Genomic DNA, 22,221 nt, shown 5'->3' with positions numbered 1-22,221 from the left:
CCGTTGCCGGGGTTTTTGCTTTTATGGCCAGTTGACTGGCTCGATTGGCGACCAGCTCTTAACCCGTTCCGGTTTCTGGTGGAAATAGGATTCCTTAATCTCTATAATTGGCGCGATTTTGGGTACGTCTGGCACTACGTTTCTCATGGTTTTTTCTGGGCCGCAGGTGTCGGGCGTTACGAATCCATTGAAAAGTTTCTGATGATTGGATGAGGCTAATGATCAAGATCAAAAAAGGCCTGGATCTTCCCATCAGCGGCGCTCCCGAACAGACCATTACAGACGGCAAACCCGTTCGCCACGTGGCGTTGATCGGTTTTGACTACATCGGCATGAAGCCGACGATGGCTGTGAAAGAGGGAGACCGTGTCAAGCGCGGTACGCTGCTGTTCACGGACAAGAAGACCGAAGGCGTTCGTTATACTTCACCCGCCGCGGGCGTGGTGAAAGAGATTAACCGCGGTGAGCGTCGGGTATTCCAGTCGGTCGTTATCGAAATCGATGGCGACGAGGCTGAGACATTTGCCCGCTACAGCGAAGCGGATCTTGCCGGCCTGGAACGCCAGCAGGTGGTTGATAATCTTGTGGAATCCGGTTTGTGGACGGCATTCAAGACGCGCCCCTACAGCAAGGTTCCCGAGATCGACTCCGCCCCTCACTCCATTTTCGTGTCGGTGATGGACACTAACCCGCTGGCAGCGGACCCGACGGTGATCATTGGCGAGAACAGCCAGGCGTTTGAAAAAGGCCTCACGCTTCTCACCAAGCTGACCACGGGCAAAGTGTTTGTTACCGGCAAGCCCGGATCCAACGTGGCGGTACCCAAATCCGACGCTGTTGAGGTGCACCAGTTTGATGGCAAGCATCCGGCAGGTAACGTTGGTACCCACATCCATCATCTGGATCCCGTATCCGGCAGCAAGACGGTCTGGAGCATCAATTATCAGGACGTCATCGACATCGCGAAACTGTTCGAATCCGGAGAAGTGCCGGTGGAGCGTATTGTCGCGATTGGTGGTCCCAAGGCCCTGAAGCCGCGCCTGGTTCGTACCCGTCTGGGTGCCAGCCTCGAGGAACTTCTGGAGGGCGAAGTTGCCACAGATTGTGAGATCCGGCCGATTTCGGGTTCTGTGTTCGGTGGTCGCCGCGGCGATGGCCCCTGCGCCTACCTTGGCCGCTTTGCCAACCAGGTATCCGTACTTGAAGAGGGCAACAAGCGCGAGTTCATGGGATGGCTGTCTCCGGGCCCGAACCGGTTCTCGGTGCTGAACATTTACCTGTCCAAGCTGACCAGCGGAAAGCTTTTCAACTTTACCACCACTACCAATGGTAGTGAGCGGGCGATGGTTCCGGTTGGCGCTTACGAGCAGATCATGCCTCTGGACATTCTTCCGACGCAGCTGCTGCGTTCGCTGATTGTCGGTGACACCGAGATGGCACAGAAGCTCGGAGCGCTTGAGCTGGATGAAGAAGATCTGGCGCTGTGCACGTTCGTGTGCCCGGGCAAATATGAATATGGTCCGATTCTCCGCGAGAACCTGACCCGAATCGAGATCGAGGGCTAATACGATGGCTATCAGACAGTTTCTCGATGGAATCGAGCATCACTTTGAAAAGGGTGGCAAGTACGAGCGCTGGTATGCGTTGTACGAAGCCGTGGATACCATTTTCTACACCCCCGGCAAAGTAACCTCCACAACCGCTCATGTGCGCGACGGCGTCGACCTCAAACGCATCATGATTACCGTGTGGCTGTGTACTTTCCCGGCGATGTTCTTCGGTATGTGGAACATCGGCTTCCAGGCCAACAGCTTCCTCGCGTCCAACCCGGACGCCATGGTTGCCGACGGCGGCCTGCGGACTGCCTTCATTCAGGCACTTGCCATCACCGGTGCCGGTGCTGGCGTATGGGATAACTTCGTTTATGGTATGGCGTACTTCGTCCCCATTTACTTCGTGACCTTCGTGGTTGGTGGTTTCTGGGAAGTCCTGTTCGCCACCGTGCGTCGTCACGAGGTAAACGAGGGTTTCTTCGTTACATCGGTTCTTTTTGCCCTGATCTGCCCGCCCACCATTCCGCTGTGGCAGGTGGCACTGGGTATCACCTTCGGTGTGGTTATCGGCAAGGAAGTGTTTGGCGGTACCGGCAAGAACTTCCTGAACCCGGCCCTGACAGGTCGCGCATTCCTCTACTTTGCCTACCCGGCGCAGATCTCCGGTGACACTGTCTGGACCGCGGTTGACGGTTTCAGTGGTGCTACCGCGTTGAGCTGGGCCGCAAGTGGCGGTCTGGAAGCCCTGGAAACCCAGATTGGCTGGATGAGCGCTTTCGTGGGCACCATTCAGGGCTCCATGGGTGAAACTTCGACCCTGGCGGTTCTGATAGGTGGTCTGATACTGCTGGTCATGAAGATTGCCAGTTACCGGATTGTTGGCGGCGTGCTGATTGGTATGATCGGCATGTCCCTGCTGTTGAATATCGTCGGATCCGAAACCAACCCGATGTTTGCAATTCCTGCGCATTGGCATCTTGTTATGGGCGGTTTTGCCTTCGGTATGATGTTCATGGCAACCGACCCGGTGTCTGCGGCGATGACCAACACCGGTCGCTGGTGTTTCGGCATTCTGGTGGGCGTCATGACCATCCTGATCCGTGTCATCAACCCGGCCTTCCCCGAGGGCATCATGCTGGCGATTCTGTTCGCTAACCTGTTTGCGCCGCTGATGGATCATTACGTGGTCCAGGCCAACATCAAACGGAGGCTTGCTCGTGGCTAAAGCTAAAGAAACCGTCTCCCGCACGCTGGTTGTTGCGCTGGTTCTGAGTATTGCCTTCTCTGTGGTGGTGTCCACTGCAGCGGTTCTGCTCCGGCCGGCCCAGATCCAGAACCAGAATCTGGATATCAAGACCAACATCCTCTCTGCTGCAGGCATGCTGGAGTCTGGCTCCAGTGCCGAGCAGATCGAAGATGCGTTCGCACGTTTTGATGTTCGCCTTGTCGACCTCGATACCGGTGAATTTGTCGAGCCGTCCGACGTGGGTGTCCAGGATCCCATGAAGTACGACATGTACAAGGCTGCTTCTGATCCGCAGATGTCCACCAACATTCCTTCTTCGGAAGACAAGGCCGGCATCAAGCGTCGCCCGAATGTTGCCAAGGTTTACACCATGAGCGAGAACGGCCAGATCAACCGCGTGGTTCTTCCGATCCACGGCTACGGGCTCTGGTCCACGCTGTATGGCTTCATTTCTCTTGAGGGTGACCTGAACACCATCGAAGGTCTGGGTTTCTATGCGCACGCAGAAACCCCGGGGCTTGGTGGCGAAGTGGACAACCCGCGCTGGAAGCGCCAGTGGGTTGGCAAGGAGGTCTACAACGAAGACCGTTCCGAGCCTCAGGTGCGACTGGTCAAGGGCGGTGTTGGCGCCGACGCGCAGGACAAGGAGCACAAGGTTGATGCTCTGTCTGGTGCTACGCTGACAAGCCGCGGCGTTGAGCAACTGGTCAACTACTGGATGGGCGACCGCGGGTACGCGCCGTTCCTGCAAAAACTTCGTGAAGGGGAGGTCTGATCATGGCAGATGCATCAGCCAAACAGGTTCTCTTCGAACCGATCTTCAGCAATAACCCGATTGCCCTGCAGATTCTGGGCATCTGTTCAGCGCTGGCGGTAACCACCAGCATGAACGTTACTCTTGTTATGTGTGCAGCGGTTATTGCCGTTACCGCATTTTCCAACCTCGCAGTGTCGCTGGTACGTACCCAGATTCCGGGCAGTATCCGGATCATCGTGCAGATGACCATCATCGCCTCACTGGTAATCGTGGTTGATCAGGTACTCAAGGCTTACGCCTACGAGATTTCCAAGCAGCTGTCGGTGTTTGTTGGTCTGATTATCACCAACTGTATCGTCATGGGCCGCGCGGAAGGCTTCGCCATGAAGAACGGCCCCTGGCTGAGCTTCCTGGACGGCGTTGGTAACGGTCTGGGCTACTCCGTGCTCCTGATCTTTGTTGCCTTCTTCCGTGAACTGCTGGGTGCCGGTTCCCTGTTCGGCGTGTCCCTGATGCCGGTGGTCAACGAGGGCGGCTGGTACATCCCGAACGGGTTGTTGCTGCTGCCGCCGAGCGCGTTCTTCATTATCGGTCTGGCCATCTGGGGTCTGCGGACCTGGAAGCCGGAGCAGGTTGAAGAGCCTGACTACAAAATGTCACGTCATGTCGCGAAGGAGGCCTTCTGATGGAACACTATATCAGTCTGATTCTGAAGGCCGTTTTTGTTGAAAACATGGCTCTGGCGTTCTTCCTGGGGATGTGTACCTTCCTGGCCATCTCCAAGAAGATCGAGGCTGCGACAGGGCTTGGCATTGCCGTTGTTGTGGTGCTGACCGTAACCGTGCCGGTGAATAACCTGCTGTACAACACCATCCTTCGCGAAGGCGCCCTGGATTGGGCAGGCTTGCCGAATGTCGACCTGAGCTTTCTCGGATTGCTGACGTATATCGGTGTAATCGCGGCCATCGTCCAGATCATGGAAATGGTTCTGGACAAGTACATACCGGCGCTCTATGCCGCTCTGGGTGTGTTCCTGCCACTGATTACGGTGAACTGCGCCATCCTTGGTGCCTCGCTGTTCATGGTTGAGCGTGACTACACCTTCGGCGAGAGTGTGGTTTACGGCTTTGGTGCCGGCCTCGGCTGGGCACTGGCAATCATTGCCCTGGCGGGTATCCGCGAGAAGCTGAAGTACAGTGACGTTCCGGAAGGCCTGCGTGGCCTGGGTATCACCTTCATTACTGTTGGTCTGATGTCCCTGGGCTTCATGTCCTTCTCCGGTATCTCACTGTAATTCACCCGGTGATTCGGTTTAACGAAAAGGCGAGACCATGAATACAGAAATTATTCTCGGCGTGGTCATGTTCACCGTTATCGTTCTGGCCCTGGTCGCAGTGATTCTTGCGGCCCGGTCCAGGCTGGTAAGCACCGGTGATGTGACCATTGAGATCAACGATGATCCAGAACACACGCTGAAGACCGAAGCCGGCGGCAAGCTGCTCGGTACTCTGGCAAACAGTGGTATTTTCCTCTCCTCTGCCTGCGGTGGCGGCGGTACCTGCGCCCAGTGCAAGTGCAAGGTTCTGGAAGGCGGCGGTGCGATGCTGCCAACAGAGAAGACCCACTTCACCAACCGTGAAGAGAAAGAAGGCTGGCGCCTGTCCTGTCAGGTTCCTGTCAAACAGGATATGAAGGTGGAGGTGCCGGAGGAGTTCTTCGGCGTGAAGAAGTGGGAATGTGAGGTTGTCTCCAACCACAACGTGGCTACCTTCATCAAAGAACTCGTACTCAAGCTGCCTGAAGGTGAGGAAGTGGACTTCCGTGCCGGCGGCTATGTTCAGCTTGAGTGCCCTCCGTACGAGATCGACTTCAAGGATTTCGACATCGAGGAAGAGTTCCACGAGGACTGGGACAAGCACAACATCTGGCGCTACAAGGCGGTCAACAAGGAAGAGACCATCCGGGCCTATTCCATGGCGAACTATCCGGAAGAAAAGGGTGTTCTCAAGTTCAACATTCGTATCGCTACGCCGCCTCCGGGCACGGACCATAACCCGGGCATCATGTCGAGCTATGTGTTCAACCTGAAGCCAGGAGACAAGGTGACCGTGATGGGACCGTTCGGTGAGTTCTTCGCCAAGAAGACTGACGCGGAAATGGTCTTCATCGGTGGCGGTGCCGGCATGGCGCCCATGCGTTCCCATATCTTCGATCAGCTCAAGCGTCTAAATTCCAAGCGCAAGATCAGCTTCTGGTATGGTGCGCGCAGTGTTCGCGAGATGTTCTACGTGGAGGATTTCGACGGGCTGCAGGAAGAGAACGATAACTTCGAGTGGCACGTAGCTCTTTCCGATGCACTGCCGGAAGATAACTGGGAAGGCCCCACAGGGTTTATCCACAACGTATTGTACGAGAACTATCTGAAGGACCATCCGGCTCCGGAAGACTGTGAGTACTACATGTGTGGGCCCCCAATCATGAACGCGTCCTGCATCAAGATGCTGAAAGATCTGGGTGTAGAGGATGAAAACATCATGCTGGATGACTTTGGAGGCTAAGCAGTTCTGATGACATTCAGCATGGTACGACCCGCCAGGGTGGCCCTGGGCAGCGCTTTTACAGCGCTGGCCTTTGCCGTTCTGGCGGGTTGTTCGTTTGAGCCAGAGGAAAAAATCTGGGAAATCTCCGGACCTGTCTTCGGCACCAGCTACCACATCAATGTCGTATTGACCGAGGATCAGGAGAGGCTTGAAACTCTGGCCAGCGGTATCGATGAGGTGCTCGAAGGGGTTGATGCGTCAATGTCGACCTGGCGCGAGGATTCGGAGCTGTCCCGTTTCAATCAACGATCAGATCAATCCGAGTGGGTTCCGGTGTCAGCGGGCTTGCTCCGTGTTCTTCAGAAGGCTGAAGAGATCTCAACGATGACCGATGGAGCCTTTGATGTGACCATCGGCCCGGTGGTAAATCTTTGGGGGTTCGGCCCCGAGGCGCGCCCGGAGCAGATTCCGTCAGAAGAATCTCTCTCCAGGGCTCTTGCCGTCACTGGCTTCGAGAAGCTCGAGCTGCGGGTCGATCCGCCCGCCGTGCGTGCGACACCACCGCAATATGTGGATCTGTCGGCTATCGCCAAGGGATACGGTGTAGATGCGGTTGCCCGTTTTCTTGAGAGCGAAGGCGTCGAAGCTTACCTGGTGGAGATTGGCGGAGAGGTTAGCGTCAATGGCCGTAAACCTGATGGCAGCACCTGGCGACTGGCCATAGAACAGCCGATGGCCGAGGGGCGCGCGGTAAACCGCGTGGTGGCGCTGGAATCACGTGCTATGGCAACATCAGGTGATTATCGTAATTATTACGAATCGGAAGGGCGTCGGTATTCCCATACAATAGACCCTGAAACGGGTGAGCCAATTGCTCACAAGCTGGCATCAGTAACCGTTATCGCGGACGATTGTATGACGGCAGATGCTATGGCAACCGGTTTTAATGTGATGGGCTACGAGCGGGCAAATGAGCTCGCGGTAAGGGAAAATATCCCGGCCTATTTTATTGTCAGGACGGATGAAGGCTTCGAGACGCACCAGACGCCGGCCTTTTCGTCCTACGTGACTCAATGAGGGGAGGGCAACATGGGTACCTTTCTTTTGGTTCTTTTCATCGTGGTTTTGCTGGTTGCAGCCATGTCTATTGGCGTGATCCTCGGGCGCAAGCCCATCAGCGGAACCTGCGGCGGGATTGGCGCGCTCGGTATCAGCCAGTCCTGTGATATCTGCGGTGGTAATACCCAGAAGTGCGAAGAAGAAAACGAACGGTTGGCCAACGAGGGTAAAGAGCCCGAGGCTCTGGCTTACGACGCCAGCAAGGCCAGCAAGCACTGATCTGTTTTGACAATTACAACCATCTTTTCACGACGTAGATAAGGAGTCACTGCGCGCATGGCAGAACATCATTACGACGTCGTCGTTATCGGCGCCGGTCCGTCCGGCGAAGGCGCGGCGATGAATGCGACGAAACACGGCAAACGTGTCGCGATCATCGAAGACAAGCCTACCGTTGGCGGGAACTGCACCCACTGGGGCACCATTCCTTCCAAGGCGCTGCGCCACTCCGTCAAACAGATCATTACGTTCAACACCAATCAGATGTTCCGGGATATCGGGGAGCCTCGGTGGTTCTCTTTCCCGCGCGTGCTTCAGAATGCCCAGAAAGTCATCGGCAAGCAGGTCAAGCTCCGGACGCAGTTCTACTCTCGCAATCGCGTGGATCTGATAAACGGCCGGGCGTTTTTTGTCGACCAGAACCGCATAGAAGTCCGGGGTAGCAAGTCCTCCGAGACGCTGCACTTCAAGCAGGCGATCATTGCCACCGGTTCCAGGCCCTACCTGCCACCCGATGTGGACTTCCGTCATCACCGTATCTATAACTCCGACACCATTCTGAACCTGTCTCACACGCCTCGCACACTGATTATTTATGGCGCTGGCGTCATAGGGTCAGAGTATGCCTCGATCTTTGCGGGCCTGGGTGTAAAAGTCGACCTGATCAACCCGGGTAGCCGGCTGTTGTCCTTCCTGGATGACGAGATCTCCGACGCCCTGAGTTACCACCTGCGAAATAATGGCGTTCTGGTTCGCCACAACGAGCAGTACGAGTCGGTTGTAGGCGACGACCACGGTGTGGTGCTGTCGCTTCAATCGGGCAAGAAAATCCGTGCGGATGCATTCCTGTGGTGCAATGGTCGCAGCGGGAACACCGAGAAGCTGGGCCTCGAAAATATCGGTCTGGAACCCAATGGCCGTGGGCAACTAGCCGTTGACGAGCACTATCGCACCGAAGTGGACAACATCTATGCGGCGGGCGACGTGATCGGCTGGCCAAGTCTGGCAAGCGCCGCTTATGACCAGGGCCGCTCTGCATCCTCGGATATTGTGGATGACGCATACTTCCGCTTTGTGTCGGATGTGCCGACCGGGATCTACACCATTCCGGAAATCAGTTCCGTTGGTAAAACCGAGCGCGAACTGACGGAAGCCAAGGTGCCCTACGAGGTTGGACAGGCGTTCTTCAAGGATCTCGCCCGTGCCCAGATTACCGGAGAAGCGGTAGGCATGCTGAAAATCCTGTTTCACCGGGAGACCCGTCAGATTCTGGGTATCCACTGTTTCGGTGACCAGGCGGCGGAAATCGTCCACATCGGCCAGGCGATCATGAATCAGGAAGGAGAGGCCAACTCTCTGAACTACTTCATCAATACCACGTTCAACTATCCGACCATGGCGGAAGCCTACCGTGTCGCGGCGTTGAACGGTCTGAACCGGATCTTTTAACGGGGCAGGCCGCAAGAGGGGTCAGAAGAAAGCCTTCAACTGACCCCGGCTCAACCTTTCATATCCCGAATTCAACCCGCTGACAGGGCTTCTTTACTGGCGGACACCCCGGCGTGACTCTGTGGCAGTGACAGAGCTGACCTGGCCCTGTTGTCGAAGAATATGCGGGTGCTGGTGGGATAGTCAGTGATGATGCTGTCCACGCCCATTTCTTCCAGTTGCAACATGTCGTGAATCCGGTTCACCGTCCAGGTGGACACGTGCATGCCCTTTCGATGGGCTTTTTCAACCAGCGCTTTCGAGCAAAGCTTCCAGTTGATACAGAGATACTCACAGCCGAGTTGGCCCGCGATGCTCAAGGGGCGCGGGAATTTGCGCTCTGCGACCAGGCCGATGCGGATGTTCTTGTTCCGCCGCCGGATCTGTTTCAGAAACCAGGTGTCGGAAGAGGTTATGGCCACCGTCTGATACAGATTGCGTCGCTGAATAACCTCTGTCAGGCGATTGCTGAGAATGTTCAGGCGCTGACGCGTGTCTTTTTTGACTTCCAGTTGCAGGTGTTCGAGGTCGTCGAACCGGTCCAGAAGGTCTTCCAGCGCGGGAATTCCCGTGGGTGTGGGCCAGGAGCTGGTGTTTCTTCGCGCATCCATGGCAGCCAGTTCGGCAGCCGTGTACTGACTGATACTGCCTTTCTGGCTGGTCGTGCGGTCAACCGAAAGATCGTGCACCAGTACCGGCTTGCCGTCCTTTGACAATACGAGATCCAGTTCGAAATGCCGGATACCGTGCCGGTAGGCATGCGTAAATCCCGGAAGGGTGTTTTCGGGAGCTTCTCCCTTGGCGCCTCTGTGTCCGTAGACAATCATTCCGCTGCATCATCCTTCAGGCGTTGGTAAATGGCCTGGCGCTTCTTCCAGGTGTCGTGGCAAAGGCGTATGTCTTCGAGGTACGCCGGCAGCTCGTTCATCAGCAGGGCCTGGGGCCCGTCCACCAGGGCTCTTTCCGGCTTGGGGTGGAAATCCACGAGGACCATGTTGGCACCGGCGACGACGCCCTGGGCGGTCGCGTGCATGACATCAAGGATGCCGTCCGGAGACTGCTCGCGGCTGCCCACCGAATGGGAAGGATCCACACAGACTGGCATACGGGTGAGGCGCTTGACCGCCGGCACATGGGCGAAATCCACCATGTTCCGATGGGGCTGGCCGGCTTCGGTCTTCATGCCCCTCAGGCAGAAGATGACATTAGCGTTGCCTTCGCTGGCCAGATACTCGGCAGCGTTGAGGGATTCATTCAGGGTAATCCCGAACCCGCGTTTGAGCAGTACCGGATAGGTACTCTGGCGGCCAATGGCCTTGAGCAGCTCGAAGTTCTGGGTATTGCGGGTGCCCACCTGCAGCATTACACCGGTGGGACGGCCAAGCTTTTCGAGGCAGTTGTCGATTTCCTCAATGTGGCTCTCATGAGTGATCTCCATGGCGATCACCTTGATGCCGTGTTTCCCCGCCTTTTCAAACACCCAGGGGAGGCAGCCCTTGCCGTGGCCCTGGAATGAATAAGGGTTGGTGCGCGGCTTGTAGGCGCCCATTCGTGTGCAGACTTCCCCATGGTCTTCCAGGGCCTTCATCATCATGTCGACGTGTTCGGGCACATCAACCGCGCACAGCCCGGCAAAGATGTTCAGGTTGGATTGACTGAACTCGACACCGTTGTAGGTGAAGCCGCTTTGCCGTCGATCATCCCGGTGGCGTCCAAGAATACGGTAGTCGTCCGAAATGCGTATGGCCCGTTCGACCGCAGGTAGGGCTTCGATCTCTTCCTTGTTCAGGGGCTTGGTGTCCCCGAGAAGGTAGATTTCGGTCAGCCTCTGGGTGGCGCCCTGAACCTCATGAACCCGAACCGACACGTTCGGGAGATTCTCGAGGTAGTGCATGGTCTGTCGGTATTCTTCGCTGTCCAGAGCGGTATTCGGATGAAGAATCGCTAGCATGCTGTCTCCTTTTAAGAACCTGCGTCTTGCGCCCGGTGCCGCGCCTGCATGAACTCCCGATGATTAAGATGCAGCAGGTCTGCCATGCGGCGAATAAGGTGTTCTTCGTACTTGTCGATGCGGCCATCCGCAAAGGCCACGCGCCAGATACTTTCCAGCAGGGCCTGTTTTCCTTCCTGGTCCAGGTACTCGTTGATCTGGCCGGTAAATTCATAGAGCGACGTGGCATCGTCTGCGTGGCTAAGGGCGTCTTCCAGAATTTCCTCGGCTTCGGCCCGGGTTACCTGATGTGCTTTTACTGCGCCATCAACAATGGCCTGCAGTTCGCGCTCGTCTTCATCCTGGTCGACACGGGAAAGCTGAACCATCAATGCCGTGGCAGCCACTGCGAGCTGATGGTTGTCGGGCTTCTCGCGTTCAGCTTCCGGTGCCGCAAACAGTTTTTTCAGGCGCTCGATCATGATCGGACAGTCCCACTTCTGTGTTTGGTTTGAGGCGCCGCGTCAGGCCGCCTTGGCCAGCTGCCGGACCCGGTTTTCCAGTTCAATCTGGTCGGCTGTGAACCGGCGGATACCATCGGCCAGCTTCTCGGTAGCCATAGCGTCCTCGTTGGATTCCCAGCGGAACAGTTTCTCGTCGATGGTGCCAAACTGATCCGGTGAGCTGGCGGTGTCGGCGACCAGTCGACGCGGCAGATCGCCCGGGTCGTCCTGCAACTCCTGCAGCAGGGTAGGGCTTATGGTCAGGCGGTCACAGCCAGCCAGCATTTCAATTTCGCCGGTGTTCCGGAAACTGGCACCCATCACCACCGTTTTAAAGCCGTTGGCCTTGTAGTAATTGTAGATGCGGGATACCGAAAGCACCCCCGGATCCTCTGCGGCCGGGTAGCTGTCCCGGCCCGTGCTGGCAAGGTGCCAGTCCAGAATTCGACCAACAAAGGGCGAGATCAGGAATGCACCGGCCTGGGCACAGGCAGCGGCCTGAATGAAAGAAAACAGCAACGTCAGGTTGCAGTGAATGCCTTCTTTCTCCAGTTGCTCGGCGGCCCGGATCCCTTCCCAGGTAGAAGCAATCTTGATCAGTACGCGACTGGTGTCGACGCCCTGCTTGTCGTACAGCTCAATCAGGCGGCGGGCGCGCTCGAGCGTACCGGCGGTATCAAAGGACAAACGGGCATCCACCTCCGTCGAAACCACACCGGGAATCAGGTTCAGGATTTCTCGGCCGGCGAGTACGGCCAGCATATCAGTGGCCATGGTCAGCTGCTCGGCGTCTGAGCCGCCATGCCGCCGGGCTTCTGCCACAGCCTTGTCCAGCATCGGCCGGTAAGCGTCGGAAGCTGCAGCTTTGAGTAGCAGGGATGGATTGGTGGTGGCATCTTCCGGCCGCCACTTCGCAATGGCTTCGATATCGCCGGTATCCGCTACCACCGTGGTCATGGTCTTCAGTTGGTCGAGCTTGCTGGTCATTCTTCCTGTCGTCCCGGTTGATCTGTTATTGGTGCGCCCGAATCCCGGGCGCTGGCTATATGCCTACAATAACGGGCCGCTCTGACAGGAACAAGACAACAAAAGGTATGGTGGCAATTGCCTGCGATTAAGCTTCGGCAATCTCCGGCGCCGCCGGTTCACGAACCTTTTCCAGAGCGGTTTCGATCACTTCCAGGCCAGCACCGGATTTATGGGCGTTCTCGCTGATATAGCGACGGAACTGCCGACCGCCAGGTTGGCCGTGGAACAGGCCGAGAAGGTGCCTGGACATGTGAGTCAGGAATACGCCGCGCTCAAGTTCGCTCCCTATGAACGGAAGCATGGCCCGAAGTGCCTGATGCCGGGTTTCTACCGGTGCGGCCTGCCCGAAAAACTCCGGGTCAACTCCCGCCAGCAGCCAGGGATTGTGGTACGCCTCCCGACCCAGCATCACGCCGTCGGTATGCCGGAGATGCTCGTGGCACTCATCGAAGGTCTTGATGCCGCCGTTGATGATGATTTCCAGGTGCGGGTATTTCGCTTTCAGCCGGTAGACCCAGTCGTATTTAAGCGGAGGGACTTCCCGGTTTTCCTTGGGGCTCAGGCCTTCAAGAATCGCGATACGGGCGTGCACGATAAAGGTCCGGCAGCCAGCTTCCGACACTTTTTCCACGAATTCGCAGAGATCGTCCCAGGACTCCCGCCCATCAATACCGATTCGATGCTTCACGGTGACTGGCAGGTCGGTTGCTTCAATCATGGCGCGCACGCCCTCTGCCACCTTGTCCGGGTGGCCCATCAGGCAGGCACCGATCATGTTGTTCTGAACACGATCGCTGGGGCAACCGACGTTCAGGTTAACCTCATCGAAGCCGTATTGCTGTGCCAGCCTGGAGCAGTGGGCAAGTTCGCCGGCATCGCTGCCACCCAACTGAAGGGCCAGTGGGTACTCGGCCTCATCGTGGCGCAGAAAGCGCGCGGTGTCGCCATGAATCAGTGCGCCGGTGGTGACCATCTCGGTGTATAGCAGGGTATGCCGGCTAAGCTGGCGCGCCAGATAACGGTAGTGACTGGTGGTCCAGTCCATCATTGGGGCCACGCAGAAGCGCCGGGAGGGGCCGGAGTTGTGCAGCAGGGTGTCCTCAGATGGTATTCCAGACATTGCGATACCTGTTGTCGACGAAAAACGGGTGACGAAAAAAACTACGTTGAAAACAAGGGTGGTAGTTTAACAGGCATTGGTTTCCGATTTCCGTAAGGCTTTGGCGAAATCCACAACGGGCTTCAGGCAGCGCGTTTCAGATAGTTGCGGAGAAAATTGAAGTAGATTAGAGCGTCTCGAGTGGAGAACAGCTGGGGCTTGAAGCCACCATAGAGTTTGTTGATGTAATTGCCCGGAACCTCGGGAAGCTTCGCCAGAGCCATTGCCCAATCGTCAAACTGGCGATGATCGATTTGCTCGTACTGGATCAGCCGAACATCCTGGTGGCGAGGATCGGCAGTGATGCCAAGATAAAGTCTGTTGACAGCCTCTTCCTCACCTTCCAAAACCTGCATGAAATTGAATTGATCATAAGCCAGCAGGCCGGTGATGCCGTCACGCTCGTTTCTTTTGGTGGATTCTGCCAGGATGTCGTCTAAATCGGATTCCTGCAGGTGCGAAGAAACGCTGCTGAAATAGATAAGCCTGCAAAGTCTCGGCTTTGATGTGCCCATAGCAAAAAACCTCCCTGAAGGAGAAGCACTCCTTCTGCTATGATTTCGTCCTTCTTTAACTGTACTCCGATAAAACCCAAGTTAACAACCTTGCCCTGGAGTTTGAACGTATGCCCCTGATGGTGCAGGCTCTGCTGCCGGTATTTGTCCTGATCATGCTTGGGCATGTGTTCCGCCGCATTGACTTTCCGGGCGGCGATTTCTGGCCCCAGGCGGAGCGGTTTACCTACTACGTGCTGTTTCCGGCCATGTTGGTCTTCAAGCTGGGGCAGGCCAGGCTGCCGGCTTCCGCTTATGGCGACATTGCATTGCTCATTGGCGCCATGCTGATCGCGATGACGCTGATCCTGGCGATTGCCCAATGGTCCTGGCGCTGGTCCGGCCCGGTTTTTTCTTCGGTTTACCAGGGGGCTATCCGGTTCAATTCCTACGTGGGCCTGGCGGCTGGCGGCATGCTGCTCGGCGATCAGGGCCTTTCCCTCACGGCGATTGCGGTTGCCATCATGGTGCCGTTGCTGAATCTGCTGTGCATACTGATGTTTTCACTGGTGGCCACGGAAGGGCCGGTGAGGCTGGTGCCAGTATTCAAGGCGATTGTGACCAATCCTCTCATCGTGGGCTCGGTGATTGGCGTGGTCTGGAGTTTCTTCGAAATCGGATTTCATCCGCTGATCGGCGGCATTCTCGAGCCGCTAAGCAATCTGGCGTTGCCGATGGGTTTGATGACGGTTGGCGCCGGGCTTCAGCTCAAGGCCCTCAGAGGCGCTTCACTGCCGTTTATTGTGTCATCGGCGCTGAAGTTGGTCGGATTTCCGCTGATGACTGCGGGGCTGGCCTTGTTGCTGGGTCTTGAGGGAATGATGGTTCAGGTGGCCGTGCTGTTGTCGGCGCTTCCCACGGCCACCTCTGCCTACATTCTGGCCCGGCAGCTTGGTGGCGATGCCCCCCTGATGGCGGGCATCATCAGTGGTCAGACCTTGCTGGCCATCGTCACCATACCGTTAATGCTCAGTATTCTCTGGTAGGCACTTGAGCACCGCGTCGACAATGCTGTGCTGGAAGTTGTTGTAACCTTCTGGCGTTGCCGCGATGTCAGTGGCCAGAGGGTCCCAGGTGCTGAAGGTCACGTCCAGGCTCTCGGTGATCGAGCGCCACCACTGCCGGTTGAACTGCGGTTCGGTCAGGAGGCAGGGGTGGTTTGCGTTGCGCAGTTTTTCCTGCACTTCCGCGATATGCCGGGCCCCTGGCGACAGCTCCGGGTTCAGCGTCAGAACGCCCTCGAGTTTCAGTTCATAGTGTTCGGCAAATCGGGTAAAGGCGTCGTGATAGGCGAACAGGCTGATTTCGTGCGCCGGTGCAAGGCGGTCACGGATAGTGGCATCGGTTTCTCGAACGCTGGCTTTGAACTGCTCGAAATTTTCGTTCAACGCGCCAGCGTCAACACCTTCCAGTCCTGAGAGAGCATCGCGTATCGTCCCGGCCATTTCGATGGCCAATTCGGGATCCAGCCAGATGTGCGGGTCTTCGCCTTCTCCGTGATCATGGCCGTGTCCGTGCCCCTCGTTGTGGTGTTCTTCCTCCTTGGCCTCCTCTTCGTGAGCATGGCCATGGTGATCGTCCGCGTGCTCGTCGTGCGCGTGGTCATCGTGGGTAACTTCCCCGGGTTCGTGCTCGGCATCCATGAGCGCGACCGTTCGACCGCTGAATTCCTGCCCTGCCAGAAGGCGATTAAGGAAGGTTTCCATGTCGGGCCCGACCCAGAAAATCACGTCGGCGTTTTCCAGTGCCCGGCGCTGGGATGGCTTCATGGTGTAATTGTGGGGGCTGGAGCCGGGCGGGACGAGACTCGTTGTCTGCATGTCTTCCGTGGCGATCGCACTGACGATCAGCTCAACCGGTTTGATGGAAGTAACAATACGGGTCTCGGCCTGCAGGGCGCTGTGAAACAAAAGGGTGCCGGCTCGGAGTGCAATAGAAAGTGCTTTTCCGGTAACGCGCATGATAAGTGAGATCCTGCGATGCTAATGTGTAATGTTATAATATAACAAACTCGGCCGGGGCCGGCAAAAGAAACTTCTTACTTAGTATTTCTGGTGTGCCCGTTAACTTCCTGATCATGCGAAACCTGCCGTTGGCCGGTATAATGCCCGCTTTATCAAACGGCCACCGATTTTTCAGGAAGGTTTCATGACTGTACGTACCCGAATTGCTCCGTCACCCACGGGAGACCCTCACGTTGGTACCGCCTACGTGGCCCTGTTCAACCTGTGCTTTGCCCGTCAGCACGGCGGCCAGTTTATCCTGCGTATCGAAGACACCGACCAGGCCCGCAGTACCGCAGAATCCGAGCAGGACATTCTCAAGGCGCTGCGCTGGCTCGGTCTGAACTGGGACGAAGGCCCCGACGTGGGTGGTCCTCACGGCCCCTATCGCCAGTCCGAGCGCAAGCACTCGTACCGGCAGTATGCCGAGGATCTGGTGACGGCCGGCCACGCATTTTATTGCTTCCGCACACCGGATGAGCTGGAAGCCATTCGGGAAGAACGCAAGGCCCAGGGTCTGAACCCGGGTATCAAGGGCGATCTGGAGCTGCCCGAGGACGAAGTGAAGCGCCGCCTCGATGCAGGTGAACCATACGTGATTCGTATGAAAGTGCCCGATGAGGGCATCTGCGAGATCGACGACATGCTTCGGGGCACCATTGAGATCGACTGGGCTCAGGTGGACTGCCAGATTCTGCTCAAGTCCGATGGCATGCCCACTTATCACCTGGCGAATGTGGTCGATGATCACCTGATGGAAATCACACACGTTCTGCGTGGTGAGGAGTGGATCAACTCGGCGCCCAAGCACAAGCTGCTGTATCAGTATTTTGGCTGGGATATGCCGGTGCTGTGTCACCTTCCGCTGCTGCGCAACCCGGACAAGAGCAAACTGTCCAAGCGCAAGAACCCGACCAGCATCAATTTCTATGAGCGCATGGGCTTTCTGCCGGAGGCCGTCACCAACTATCTGGGGCGCATGGGCTGGTCCATGCCGGACGAGCGGGAAAAGTTCACCCTGGATGAGATGATCGAGAACTTCGACATCCAGCGAGTTTCCCTTGGTGGTCCGGTGTTTGACGTGGAGAAGCTCCGGTGGCTGAACGGCCAGTGGCTGCGCGAAGAGCTGACTGAAGAGCAGTTCATGGAGCGCATGCGCCAGTGGTGGTTCAATGAGGATGCCCTGCGTGCTCTGGTGCCCCACATCAAGGGCAGGGCAGAGGTGTTTTCGGATGTGGCGCCCATGGCCCAGTTCATGTTCTCCGGCATGCTCAACCTGAGGCCGGAAGACTTTGCCCACAACAAGCTGGAGGAAGCCCAGATCAAGCGGGTTCTTCAGTTCACGCTTTGGAAGCTTGAAGCGCAGCGACACTGGAGCAAGGAGACCATCTTCGCGGATATCAAGGCGTTGGCCAAAGCCATGGACCTGAAGATGGGTGACTTCATGTTCTCCATTTTTGTGGCGGTTGCTGGCACCCCGAATTCCTGGTCTGTCATGGATTCCATGGCGCTGCTGGGCCCGGACATGACCCGTTCAAGGCTTCGGCATGCCCTGGAAGTGATGGGTGGATTCTCCAAGAAGGAAACCAAGAAGGTGGAAAAGGAATACGCGGCTCTGGGTATTCATTAACCGCTTTGGTGAATTAATAAACGGCTTGAACAGGGATGTTCAGAAAACTGAAAAAAAGTGTGTTTCAGAGGTTGACGCCCATAGGGCGGATCCTTAATATACGCAGCCGTTGAGGGGCCATAGCTCAGCTGGGAGAGCGCAACACTGGCAGTGTTGAGGTCGGCGGTTCGATCCCGCCTGGCTCCACCAATTTCTAGTCCCCTTCGTCTAGTGGCCTAGGACTCCGCCCTTTCACGGCGGCAACAGGGGTTCGAACCCCCTAGGGGACGCCAATACGGCTTGACGGTTTAGTCCACCGGGAAGCCATCAACAAAACCGCCTTCTGGCGGTTTTTTTGTGTCTGAATGTCGGGTCAGACAACAATGGGGTCAAATGAAATTGCCATCTGACCCCGGATTTATTCAGCGCTCGGCAATGGCACCCTTCCCAACACCCTCATAAGCCTTCACCCGGATGGTGTCTGTCGCGAACTCCACCTTGAGCTTGTCGGCCATGTGGGCGGCAATGAGCTCCACCGTGGTGTCGGTATCCAGCATGTACACGCGCTCCTCTGGCAGGGTCAGTGCAAACTCGCCCTGGTTGGCCTCGTATTCGAAGGTCACATAGCGAACGCCGTCTTCGCCAACATGGCGACGCACCACATCCTCCTCGGACCCCACGTAGATATCCCGCCAGAGCTTGGCCCAGCGGCGCTCCAGATCGTAATCGCGGTGGCCGTTCCGGTCGATACGAATCGGTGATCGATGGCCGTGGGCGATGCGCTGGCAGTTGCCCAGGTGTTTCTTAAGGCCGTGGACATAGTGGTAGTAGGCACCATCGATCTCCTCTTCCCGGAGATTGATCTCGACGGAAATCACGTTGGCCGGAAGCACGGCCTTTATTTCCTGTTCCAGCAAAGAGGCCACGGCCGAGGGCACAACCCTATCGGCGGACAACCAGACACTGGCCTCGTCCGGTGAGCGGTGAATGATCTGGCTGCCGTCCGTGAGTGCCCAGGTAAAAGTGTCTGGCTGCTCCTCACTCCAGGACAGCCCCTGGTAGCCGCGGGGAATCACCAGGCGATGGTCAACACGCTCATCGATCACTCGCTTGATGGTGCGTTTTACGTTACTGAAGTCGAACACCATGCCCTGTTCGTCCAGCTCCCCGCCAAGCACCACATCCGCAATCCAGCTTTCACCCACCAGCCCACGGGTCGGGTCCAGGTAGGCAAAATCGATAACGGTCAGGTTGTCTACAAACAGATGGTTCATCAAATTTCCAGGCGGGTATGGTTGATTGATGGCCGAATTCTAGCAAAAATCACCGAATACAGCAGTCTGGCGGTTCGCCACTGCTTCATTTCTTTTTGCTATCGGACTCATCATTTTAAACCTCGACTCGCACATTGATCAGCAATTTCCGGCACTGATACTGGCGGCCGGTGCCTCGAGCCGCCTCGGTCGGCCGAAAGCCCTCCTGCCGCTGGCTTCTGGTGACGGGACAGACACGGACTGCCGTAACCGCACATTGGTGGACGCCGCCATTGCCCAGGGCCGAATCCTCAGTCCGGAAGTTCGAGTGGTGTGTGGGGCCTGGTACCCGCTCATACGCTTTCGTTGTCGGAGGCAACCTTCTTCCTGGTTGCGGGCGCCGGATTGGCAGGAGGGCATCTCGGCATCTCTGTCAGCGGGGCTTCGCAGCCTGGGGCCAGCGGTAAAGGGCGTATTTGTTCTGGTGGCGGACCAGCCGTTACTGGATCTGAACGCCCTCGAGGCCTTTGGCAAGGCGGCCCGCTCTGTACCGGAACAGCCCATCGCTGCAGATTACGGTGGCCGGCCGGGTGTGCCCGCCTATTTGCCCAAGTGGCTCTGGCCGCTGGCGTTGGATCTGGAGGGGGATAGGGGCGCCGGGCGACTGCTTGCAGAGGTGCGTGCAACCCGGGTAGATATTCCGGGGATCCACGATGATGTGGACACCCCGGCAGACTGGCACAGGATCAGGGCCCTGCTCAACCGAACAGGCCAGACAGCCAGGCAATCCCGACGCTGAAGATGCCTAGACTTATGGCAAGACCAATGGTGTAGACCCGGGACGATGCCGAGCGCTGCTGCGCAACAAAAAGGTCGATTGTGCGCTGGGCTATGTCTTCAGCGGTTTCCCTCGAGATCTCGTGGGCTTGCTGAATAGCCTCGGACTGAAGGGTTTGCCAGAACTCGGTATCAATCGTCTGAACACTCGTGATGTGATCTTTCAGCTCGGCCATATGCTCGCTCGTGAAGCCGGAATTCTTTTTCAGCTCCTTCTTGAGCACGGCAAGTTCGCTGCCAAGGTTCAGGTTGACCTCCGCGGCAACTTCGTCCCGCAGATTTTTGGTCCGTTCGTCGACCAATTCGGTGACGGCGTTCAGGCGCTCCTCAATCACCGCGTCCTGTTTGCTGCGGGATTCATCCAGAGCCCGCTTCAGGTGATCGAACTGCTCGTCAAAGAGGGAACTGAGTAGTTCATGAAGGCGGTTGTTGATGTGAGTTTTGACTGCGGAACGGGCGATCTGCTCAATCAATTCGCTGGTCAAGGGCACCACATTGGCTTGCGGGTTGCTCCGGCTGGCTGCATCGCCCGTCTTGGGCGACAGTTCCACCGACGCATCTGCAGGTACGTTCAGCAGTTCGTCCTCTTCCGCGGCAGCCGGCTCAGATTGCAGCGGTGGCTCCGGCAAGTTTCCGCCTGTGACATCACTGGCCAGCTGGTCCAAAACCTCTTTGAGGCCCTCGGTCTGCGGCGGTTTAGTGAGGATGTTGTAAACACCGAAGTTCCTGGCCTCCTCCATGAATGATGACGATTTTTTGGATGTGCACATGATGATGGGGATGCCGGCGGTCTCCGGGTTGCCCTTGATGGCTTTGGTCGCCTCTACGCCATTCATCCCCGGCATTAGATGGTCCATGAAGATGACATCCGGACGCCCCTGGCTGTTCAGGAAATCGAGGGCCTCCTCAGCCGAGCCAGCCATATTGACTTCCATATCGCGACTTTCCAGCAGTTTGCTCAGGGCAAATCGGGCCACCTTGGAGTCATCTACCAGCAGAGCGTTCTTGATCGCCATGTCACTACCTCAATCGTTTACTGCAAACGCGTTTGTTATCGGGCCGTTCTGATTACCAGCCTTCCAGTTTCGGGCACTCTGTGGCCCGGTAGCTCTTGTCCCGATAACAGACACCGGGTTCAGTGGTTCGGGCAGTGAAAATTTCCCCTGCCGCTGTGGTCAGGCGTACCTGTCCGTAAGGCTCGCCATGACGGAATGTCGCTTCGATCGAGCTGCCGTTGGGATTCTTCAGCAAGCCCTTACCGTGGAACTTTCCTTCAATGTATTCGCCCTCGTATTTCTTGCCGCTGGCGAAGACCTCTGCCCCGGTGCCATGGAAGGCGCCGTTGGAAAATTCGCCTTCGTAATGGCGACCGTCGGGGTAGGTTAGTGTGCCGGTGCCATGAAATTCGTCGTTCCGGAAGCCGCCGACGTAGAGCATGCCATCCGCGGTGGTCAGGGAACCGTGGCCATTAAGCTGTCCGTCCTTCCAGTGGCCGGTCAGTATGTCGCCGTTTGCCAGTGTAAGCGTGCCTTTGCCGTTAAACTGGTTGTCCCGGAATTCGCCGGAATAGCGCGAGCCGTCGGCACTGCGCCATTCACCGTCGCCCTCGCGGTTTCCTGCAGACCAGCCTCCCTCGTAACGGCCACCATCGGGATACCACGCGGTGCCCTGGCCGTGGAATTCACCATCCACGAAATGCCCCTCGTAGCGCAGTCCATCGTTGTCCTGGTAGGTGCCATCACCGGTCTTCACGCCACCGATCCAGATCCCGTCACGGAAATTCACCGTGGTCAGAGCCTCCAGTTCGCCCACCAGAGTCACCTCATTGCCGGCTTTCAGGGCAATGGAGCGGTTCCAGGGTTTGAAACCTGGCTTGGTGATGGTGACCTCGTAGCGGCCCGGGTCCAGCTCAAGATCCAGGCGGGTCGCGCCATATTTCTTGCCGTTGATGGTGACCTGATCGCCGACAACGTTTGAGCGTAGTACCAGCAGAGCCTGCGTCGGTGGCTGGGGTCCCTGCTGTTTTTCCGGTTGTTGCGAATTTGCCGGGGCGGTGTCTGTTCTCGTTGCCATTACCGATGGCGGTTCAGCTACAGCCAGAACCTCCGGGTTCTCCGGCATGGATGGCACGGTAAACGGAGTGGCCTCCACCACGGGTGGGCGCGACTCCCGGGCAGCCTGTTCGGTTCTGGCGGATGCCTCCGGAACAGGCTCGGGGGCTGGCTCGGGCTCGGTAGTGATAGAGGCAACAGCTTGATCCGTCGAGGGTGGTTCGAAGGCTTCTGTTATCTGAAGGTCATCGCGAACCGAGGCGAACCCGGCGGTTACCAGCAGCATGAGCGCCAGGGCATTGACGAACAGAAGCGGTCTGAAATCGACCATGACGGAACCTCTTGATCCTGCATTCTTGGAATTCTGTCTA

General features: G+C 57.1%; 22 protein-coding genes and 2 tRNA genes. 14 read left to right on the top strand and 10 right to left on the bottom strand.

The features are described from left to right. Positions 1-218 precede the first annotated feature (218 nt). The 9 genes from EDB94_RS03155 to sthA are packed head-to-tail and all read left to right on the top strand — an operon-like array spanning position 219 to position 8,883. A complete protein-coding gene (locus EDB94_RS03155) occupies positions 219-1,565 on the top strand; it encodes a Na(+)-translocating NADH-quinone reductase subunit A (protein WP_014577571.1) in 1,347 nt (448 codons plus the stop codon). A gap of 4 nt (positions 1,566-1,569) precedes the next feature. Further along, positions 1,570-2,778 carry an NADH:ubiquinone reductase (Na(+)-transporting) subunit B gene (locus EDB94_RS03150; protein WP_108017429.1) on the top strand — a complete coding sequence of 403 codons (1,209 nt, stop codon included), beginning with the start codon at positions 1,570-1,572 and terminating at the stop codon, positions 2,776-2,778. After that, positions 2,771-3,574 (top strand): Na(+)-translocating NADH-quinone reductase subunit C, encoded by an 804-nt coding sequence (locus tag EDB94_RS03145; RefSeq protein WP_014577569.1) that lies wholly within the window; start codon positions 2,771-2,773, stop codon positions 3,572-3,574. The genes EDB94_RS03150 and EDB94_RS03145 overlap by 8 nt, the downstream gene beginning before the upstream one ends. Before the next feature lie 2 nt (positions 3,575-3,576). Further along, positions 3,577-4,242 carry an NADH:ubiquinone reductase (Na(+)-transporting) subunit D gene (locus EDB94_RS03140; protein ID WP_008175066.1) on the top strand — a complete coding sequence of 222 codons (666 nt, stop codon included), beginning with the start codon at positions 3,577-3,579 and terminating at the stop codon, positions 4,240-4,242. Then, the gene (gene nqrE, locus EDB94_RS03135; protein WP_014577568.1) at positions 4,242-4,850 is read left to right on the top strand and encodes an NADH:ubiquinone reductase (Na(+)-transporting) subunit E; all 609 of its coding nucleotides are present in this window, start codon (positions 4,242-4,244) and stop codon (positions 4,848-4,850) included. Before EDB94_RS03140 ends, nqrE begins: the two co-directional genes overlap by 1 nt. A 37-nt stretch (positions 4,851-4,887) precedes the next feature. Beyond that, entirely contained in the window at positions 4,888-6,114 is a 1,227-nt protein-coding gene (gene nqrF, locus EDB94_RS03130) for an NADH:ubiquinone reductase (Na(+)-transporting) subunit F (RefSeq protein WP_014577567.1), read from the top strand. A gap of 9 nt (positions 6,115-6,123) precedes the next feature. After that, positions 6,124-7,173, top strand: coding sequence for an FAD:protein FMN transferase (locus tag EDB94_RS03125; RefSeq protein WP_108017428.1), 1,050 nt, complete (start codon positions 6,124-6,126; stop codon positions 7,171-7,173). 12 nt (positions 7,174-7,185) lie between these two features. After that, positions 7,186-7,434: a (Na+)-NQR maturation NqrM gene (nqrM, locus tag EDB94_RS03120; RefSeq protein ID WP_008175057.1), complete on the top strand. Its 249-nt coding sequence runs from the start codon at positions 7,186-7,188 to the stop codon at positions 7,432-7,434. Positions 7,435-7,491: 57 nt separating this feature from the next. Continuing rightward, positions 7,492-8,883, top strand: coding sequence for a Si-specific NAD(P)(+) transhydrogenase (sthA, locus tag EDB94_RS03115; protein WP_008175054.1), 1,392 nt, complete (start codon positions 7,492-7,494; stop codon positions 8,881-8,883). 71 nt (positions 8,884-8,954) lie between these two features. Here the strand turns inward: sthA and EDB94_RS03110 are convergent, their stop codons facing one another. From EDB94_RS03110 to EDB94_RS03085, 6 genes are all read right to left on the bottom strand, one after another. Continuing rightward, positions 8,955-9,749 carry a glycerophosphodiester phosphodiesterase gene (locus tag EDB94_RS03110; protein WP_008175052.1) on the bottom strand — a complete coding sequence of 265 codons (795 nt, stop codon included), beginning with the start codon at positions 9,747-9,749 and terminating at the stop codon, positions 8,955-8,957. Next, on the bottom strand, positions 9,746-10,873 hold the full coding sequence (locus tag EDB94_RS03105; RefSeq protein WP_108017427.1) for a 3-deoxy-7-phosphoheptulonate synthase: 1,128 nt from the start codon (positions 10,871-10,873) through the stop codon (positions 9,746-9,748). The genes EDB94_RS03110 and EDB94_RS03105 overlap by 4 nt, the downstream gene beginning before the upstream one ends. An 11-nt stretch (positions 10,874-10,884) precedes the next feature. Then, the gene (locus tag EDB94_RS03100; protein ID WP_014577563.1) at positions 10,885-11,334 is read right to left on the bottom strand and encodes a TerB family tellurite resistance protein; all 450 of its coding nucleotides are present in this window, start codon (positions 11,332-11,334) and stop codon (positions 10,885-10,887) included. Positions 11,335-11,376: 42 nt separating this feature from the next. Then, the gene (tal, locus tag EDB94_RS03095; RefSeq protein ID WP_108017426.1) at positions 11,377-12,342 is read right to left on the bottom strand and encodes a transaldolase; all 966 of its coding nucleotides are present in this window, start codon (positions 12,340-12,342) and stop codon (positions 11,377-11,379) included. Between the two features lie 127 nt (positions 12,343-12,469). After that, entirely contained in the window at positions 12,470-13,504 is a 1,035-nt protein-coding gene (dusA, locus tag EDB94_RS03090; protein WP_108017425.1) for a tRNA dihydrouridine(20/20a) synthase DusA, read from the bottom strand. 122 nt (positions 13,505-13,626) lie between these two features. Beyond that, positions 13,627-14,058 carry a BLUF domain-containing protein gene (locus tag EDB94_RS03085; RefSeq protein ID WP_108017424.1) on the bottom strand — a complete coding sequence of 144 codons (432 nt, stop codon included), beginning with the start codon at positions 14,056-14,058 and terminating at the stop codon, positions 13,627-13,629. Positions 14,059-14,168: 110 nt separating this feature from the next. Between EDB94_RS03085 and EDB94_RS03080 the strand changes: the two genes are divergently transcribed. Continuing rightward, positions 14,169-15,083 carry an AEC family transporter gene (locus EDB94_RS03080; RefSeq protein ID WP_108017423.1) on the top strand — a complete coding sequence of 305 codons (915 nt, stop codon included), beginning with the start codon at positions 14,169-14,171 and terminating at the stop codon, positions 15,081-15,083. Here the strand turns inward: EDB94_RS03080 and EDB94_RS03075 are convergent. Further along, positions 15,060-16,058, bottom strand: coding sequence for a zinc ABC transporter substrate-binding protein (locus EDB94_RS03075; protein WP_108017422.1), 999 nt, complete (start codon positions 16,056-16,058; stop codon positions 15,060-15,062). The genes EDB94_RS03080 and EDB94_RS03075 overlap by 24 nt on opposite strands. A 187-nt stretch (positions 16,059-16,245) precedes the next feature. On the opposite strand from EDB94_RS03075, the gene gltX reads away from it, so the two are divergent. The 3 genes from gltX (at position 16,246) to EDB94_RS03060 (ending at position 18,002) form a co-directional block, all read left to right on the top strand. Further along, positions 16,246-17,730, top strand: coding sequence for a glutamate--tRNA ligase (gene gltX, locus EDB94_RS03070; protein WP_108017421.1), 1,485 nt, complete (start codon positions 16,246-16,248; stop codon positions 17,728-17,730). Positions 17,731-17,843: 113 nt separating this feature from the next. Continuing rightward, a tRNA-Ala gene (locus EDB94_RS03065) sits at positions 17,844-17,919 on the top strand. Positions 17,920-17,926: 7 nt separating this feature from the next. Then, positions 17,927-18,002, top strand: a tRNA-Glu gene (locus EDB94_RS03060). Between the two features lie 129 nt (positions 18,003-18,131). On the opposite strand, the gene EDB94_RS03055 is transcribed toward EDB94_RS03060, so the two are convergent. Next, a complete protein-coding gene (locus tag EDB94_RS03055; protein ID WP_108017420.1) occupies positions 18,132-18,983 on the bottom strand; it encodes a 6-carboxytetrahydropterin synthase in 852 nt (283 codons plus the stop codon). 100 nt (positions 18,984-19,083) lie between these two features. On the opposite strand from EDB94_RS03055, the gene EDB94_RS03050 reads away from it, so the two are divergent. Continuing rightward, on the top strand, positions 19,084-19,761 hold the full coding sequence (locus EDB94_RS03050) for an NTP transferase domain-containing protein (protein WP_108017419.1): 678 nt from the start codon (positions 19,084-19,086) through the stop codon (positions 19,759-19,761). Here EDB94_RS03050 and EDB94_RS03045 read toward each other — a convergent pair. Together EDB94_RS03045 and EDB94_RS03040 are read right to left on the bottom strand one after the other, a co-directional pair. Next, positions 19,721-20,815: a response regulator gene (locus EDB94_RS03045; RefSeq protein ID WP_108017418.1), complete on the bottom strand. Its 1,095-nt coding sequence runs from the start codon at positions 20,813-20,815 to the stop codon at positions 19,721-19,723. The genes EDB94_RS03050 and EDB94_RS03045 overlap by 41 nt on opposite strands. Positions 20,816-20,867: 52 nt before the next feature. Next, positions 20,868-22,181, bottom strand: a complete 1,314-nt coding sequence (locus EDB94_RS03040; protein ID WP_108017417.1) for an MORN repeat-containing protein — start codon at positions 22,179-22,181, stop codon at positions 20,868-20,870. Positions 22,182-22,221 lie beyond the last annotated feature (40 nt).

Origin of the sequence: Marinobacter sp. 3-2 (assembly GCF_003751355.1) — a bacterium.
GTDB classification, from domain to species: Bacteria; Pseudomonadota; Gammaproteobacteria; order Pseudomonadales; family Oleiphilaceae; genus Marinobacter; species Marinobacter adhaerens.
This window is presented reverse-complemented; position numbering and strand designations above follow the sequence as displayed.

Coding starts and splice junctions, on each gene's coding strand:
- EDB94_RS03155 (WP_014577571.1), top strand. CDS start 219: ATGATCAAGATCAAAAAAGGCCTGGATCTTCCCATCAGCGGCGCTCCC.
- EDB94_RS03150 (WP_108017429.1), top strand. CDS start 1,570: ATGGCTATCAGACAGTTTCTCGATGGAATCGAGCATCACTTTGAAAAG.
- EDB94_RS03140 (WP_008175066.1), top strand. CDS start 3,577: ATGGCAGATGCATCAGCCAAACAGGTTCTCTTCGAACCGATCTTCAGC.
- nqrE (WP_014577568.1), top strand. CDS start 4,242: ATGGAACACTATATCAGTCTGATTCTGAAGGCCGTTTTTGTTGAAAAC.
- nqrF (WP_014577567.1), top strand. CDS start 4,888: ATGAATACAGAAATTATTCTCGGCGTGGTCATGTTCACCGTTATCGTT.
- EDB94_RS03125 (WP_108017428.1), top strand. CDS start 6,124: ATGACATTCAGCATGGTACGACCCGCCAGGGTGGCCCTGGGCAGCGCT.
- nqrM (WP_008175057.1), top strand. CDS start 7,186: ATGGGTACCTTTCTTTTGGTTCTTTTCATCGTGGTTTTGCTGGTTGCA.
- sthA (WP_008175054.1), top strand. CDS start 7,492: ATGGCAGAACATCATTACGACGTCGTCGTTATCGGCGCCGGTCCGTCC.
- EDB94_RS03110 (WP_008175052.1), bottom strand. CDS start 9,749: ATGATTGTCTACGGACACAGAGGCGCCAAGGGAGAAGCTCCCGAAAAC.
- EDB94_RS03105 (WP_108017427.1), bottom strand. CDS start 10,873: ATGCTAGCGATTCTTCATCCGAATACCGCTCTGGACAGCGAAGAATAC.
- EDB94_RS03100 (WP_014577563.1), bottom strand. CDS start 11,334: ATGATCGAGCGCCTGAAAAAACTGTTTGCGGCACCGGAAGCTGAACGC.
- tal (WP_108017426.1), bottom strand. CDS start 12,342: ATGACCAGCAAGCTCGACCAACTGAAGACCATGACCACGGTGGTAGCG.
- dusA (WP_108017425.1), bottom strand. CDS start 13,504: ATGTCTGGAATACCATCTGAGGACACCCTGCTGCACAACTCCGGCCCC.
- EDB94_RS03085 (WP_108017424.1), bottom strand. CDS start 14,058: ATGGGCACATCAAAGCCGAGACTTTGCAGGCTTATCTATTTCAGCAGC.
- EDB94_RS03080 (WP_108017423.1), top strand. CDS start 14,169: ATGCCCCTGATGGTGCAGGCTCTGCTGCCGGTATTTGTCCTGATCATG.
- EDB94_RS03075 (WP_108017422.1), bottom strand. CDS start 16,058: ATGCGCGTTACCGGAAAAGCACTTTCTATTGCACTCCGAGCCGGCACC.
- gltX (WP_108017421.1), top strand. CDS start 16,246: ATGACTGTACGTACCCGAATTGCTCCGTCACCCACGGGAGACCCTCAC.
- EDB94_RS03055 (WP_108017420.1), bottom strand. CDS start 18,983: ATGAACCATCTGTTTGTAGACAACCTGACCGTTATCGATTTTGCCTAC.
- EDB94_RS03045 (WP_108017418.1), bottom strand. CDS start 20,815: ATGGCGATCAAGAACGCTCTGCTGGTAGATGACTCCAAGGTGGCCCGA.
- EDB94_RS03040 (WP_108017417.1), bottom strand. CDS start 22,181: ATGGTCGATTTCAGACCGCTTCTGTTCGTCAATGCCCTGGCGCTCATG.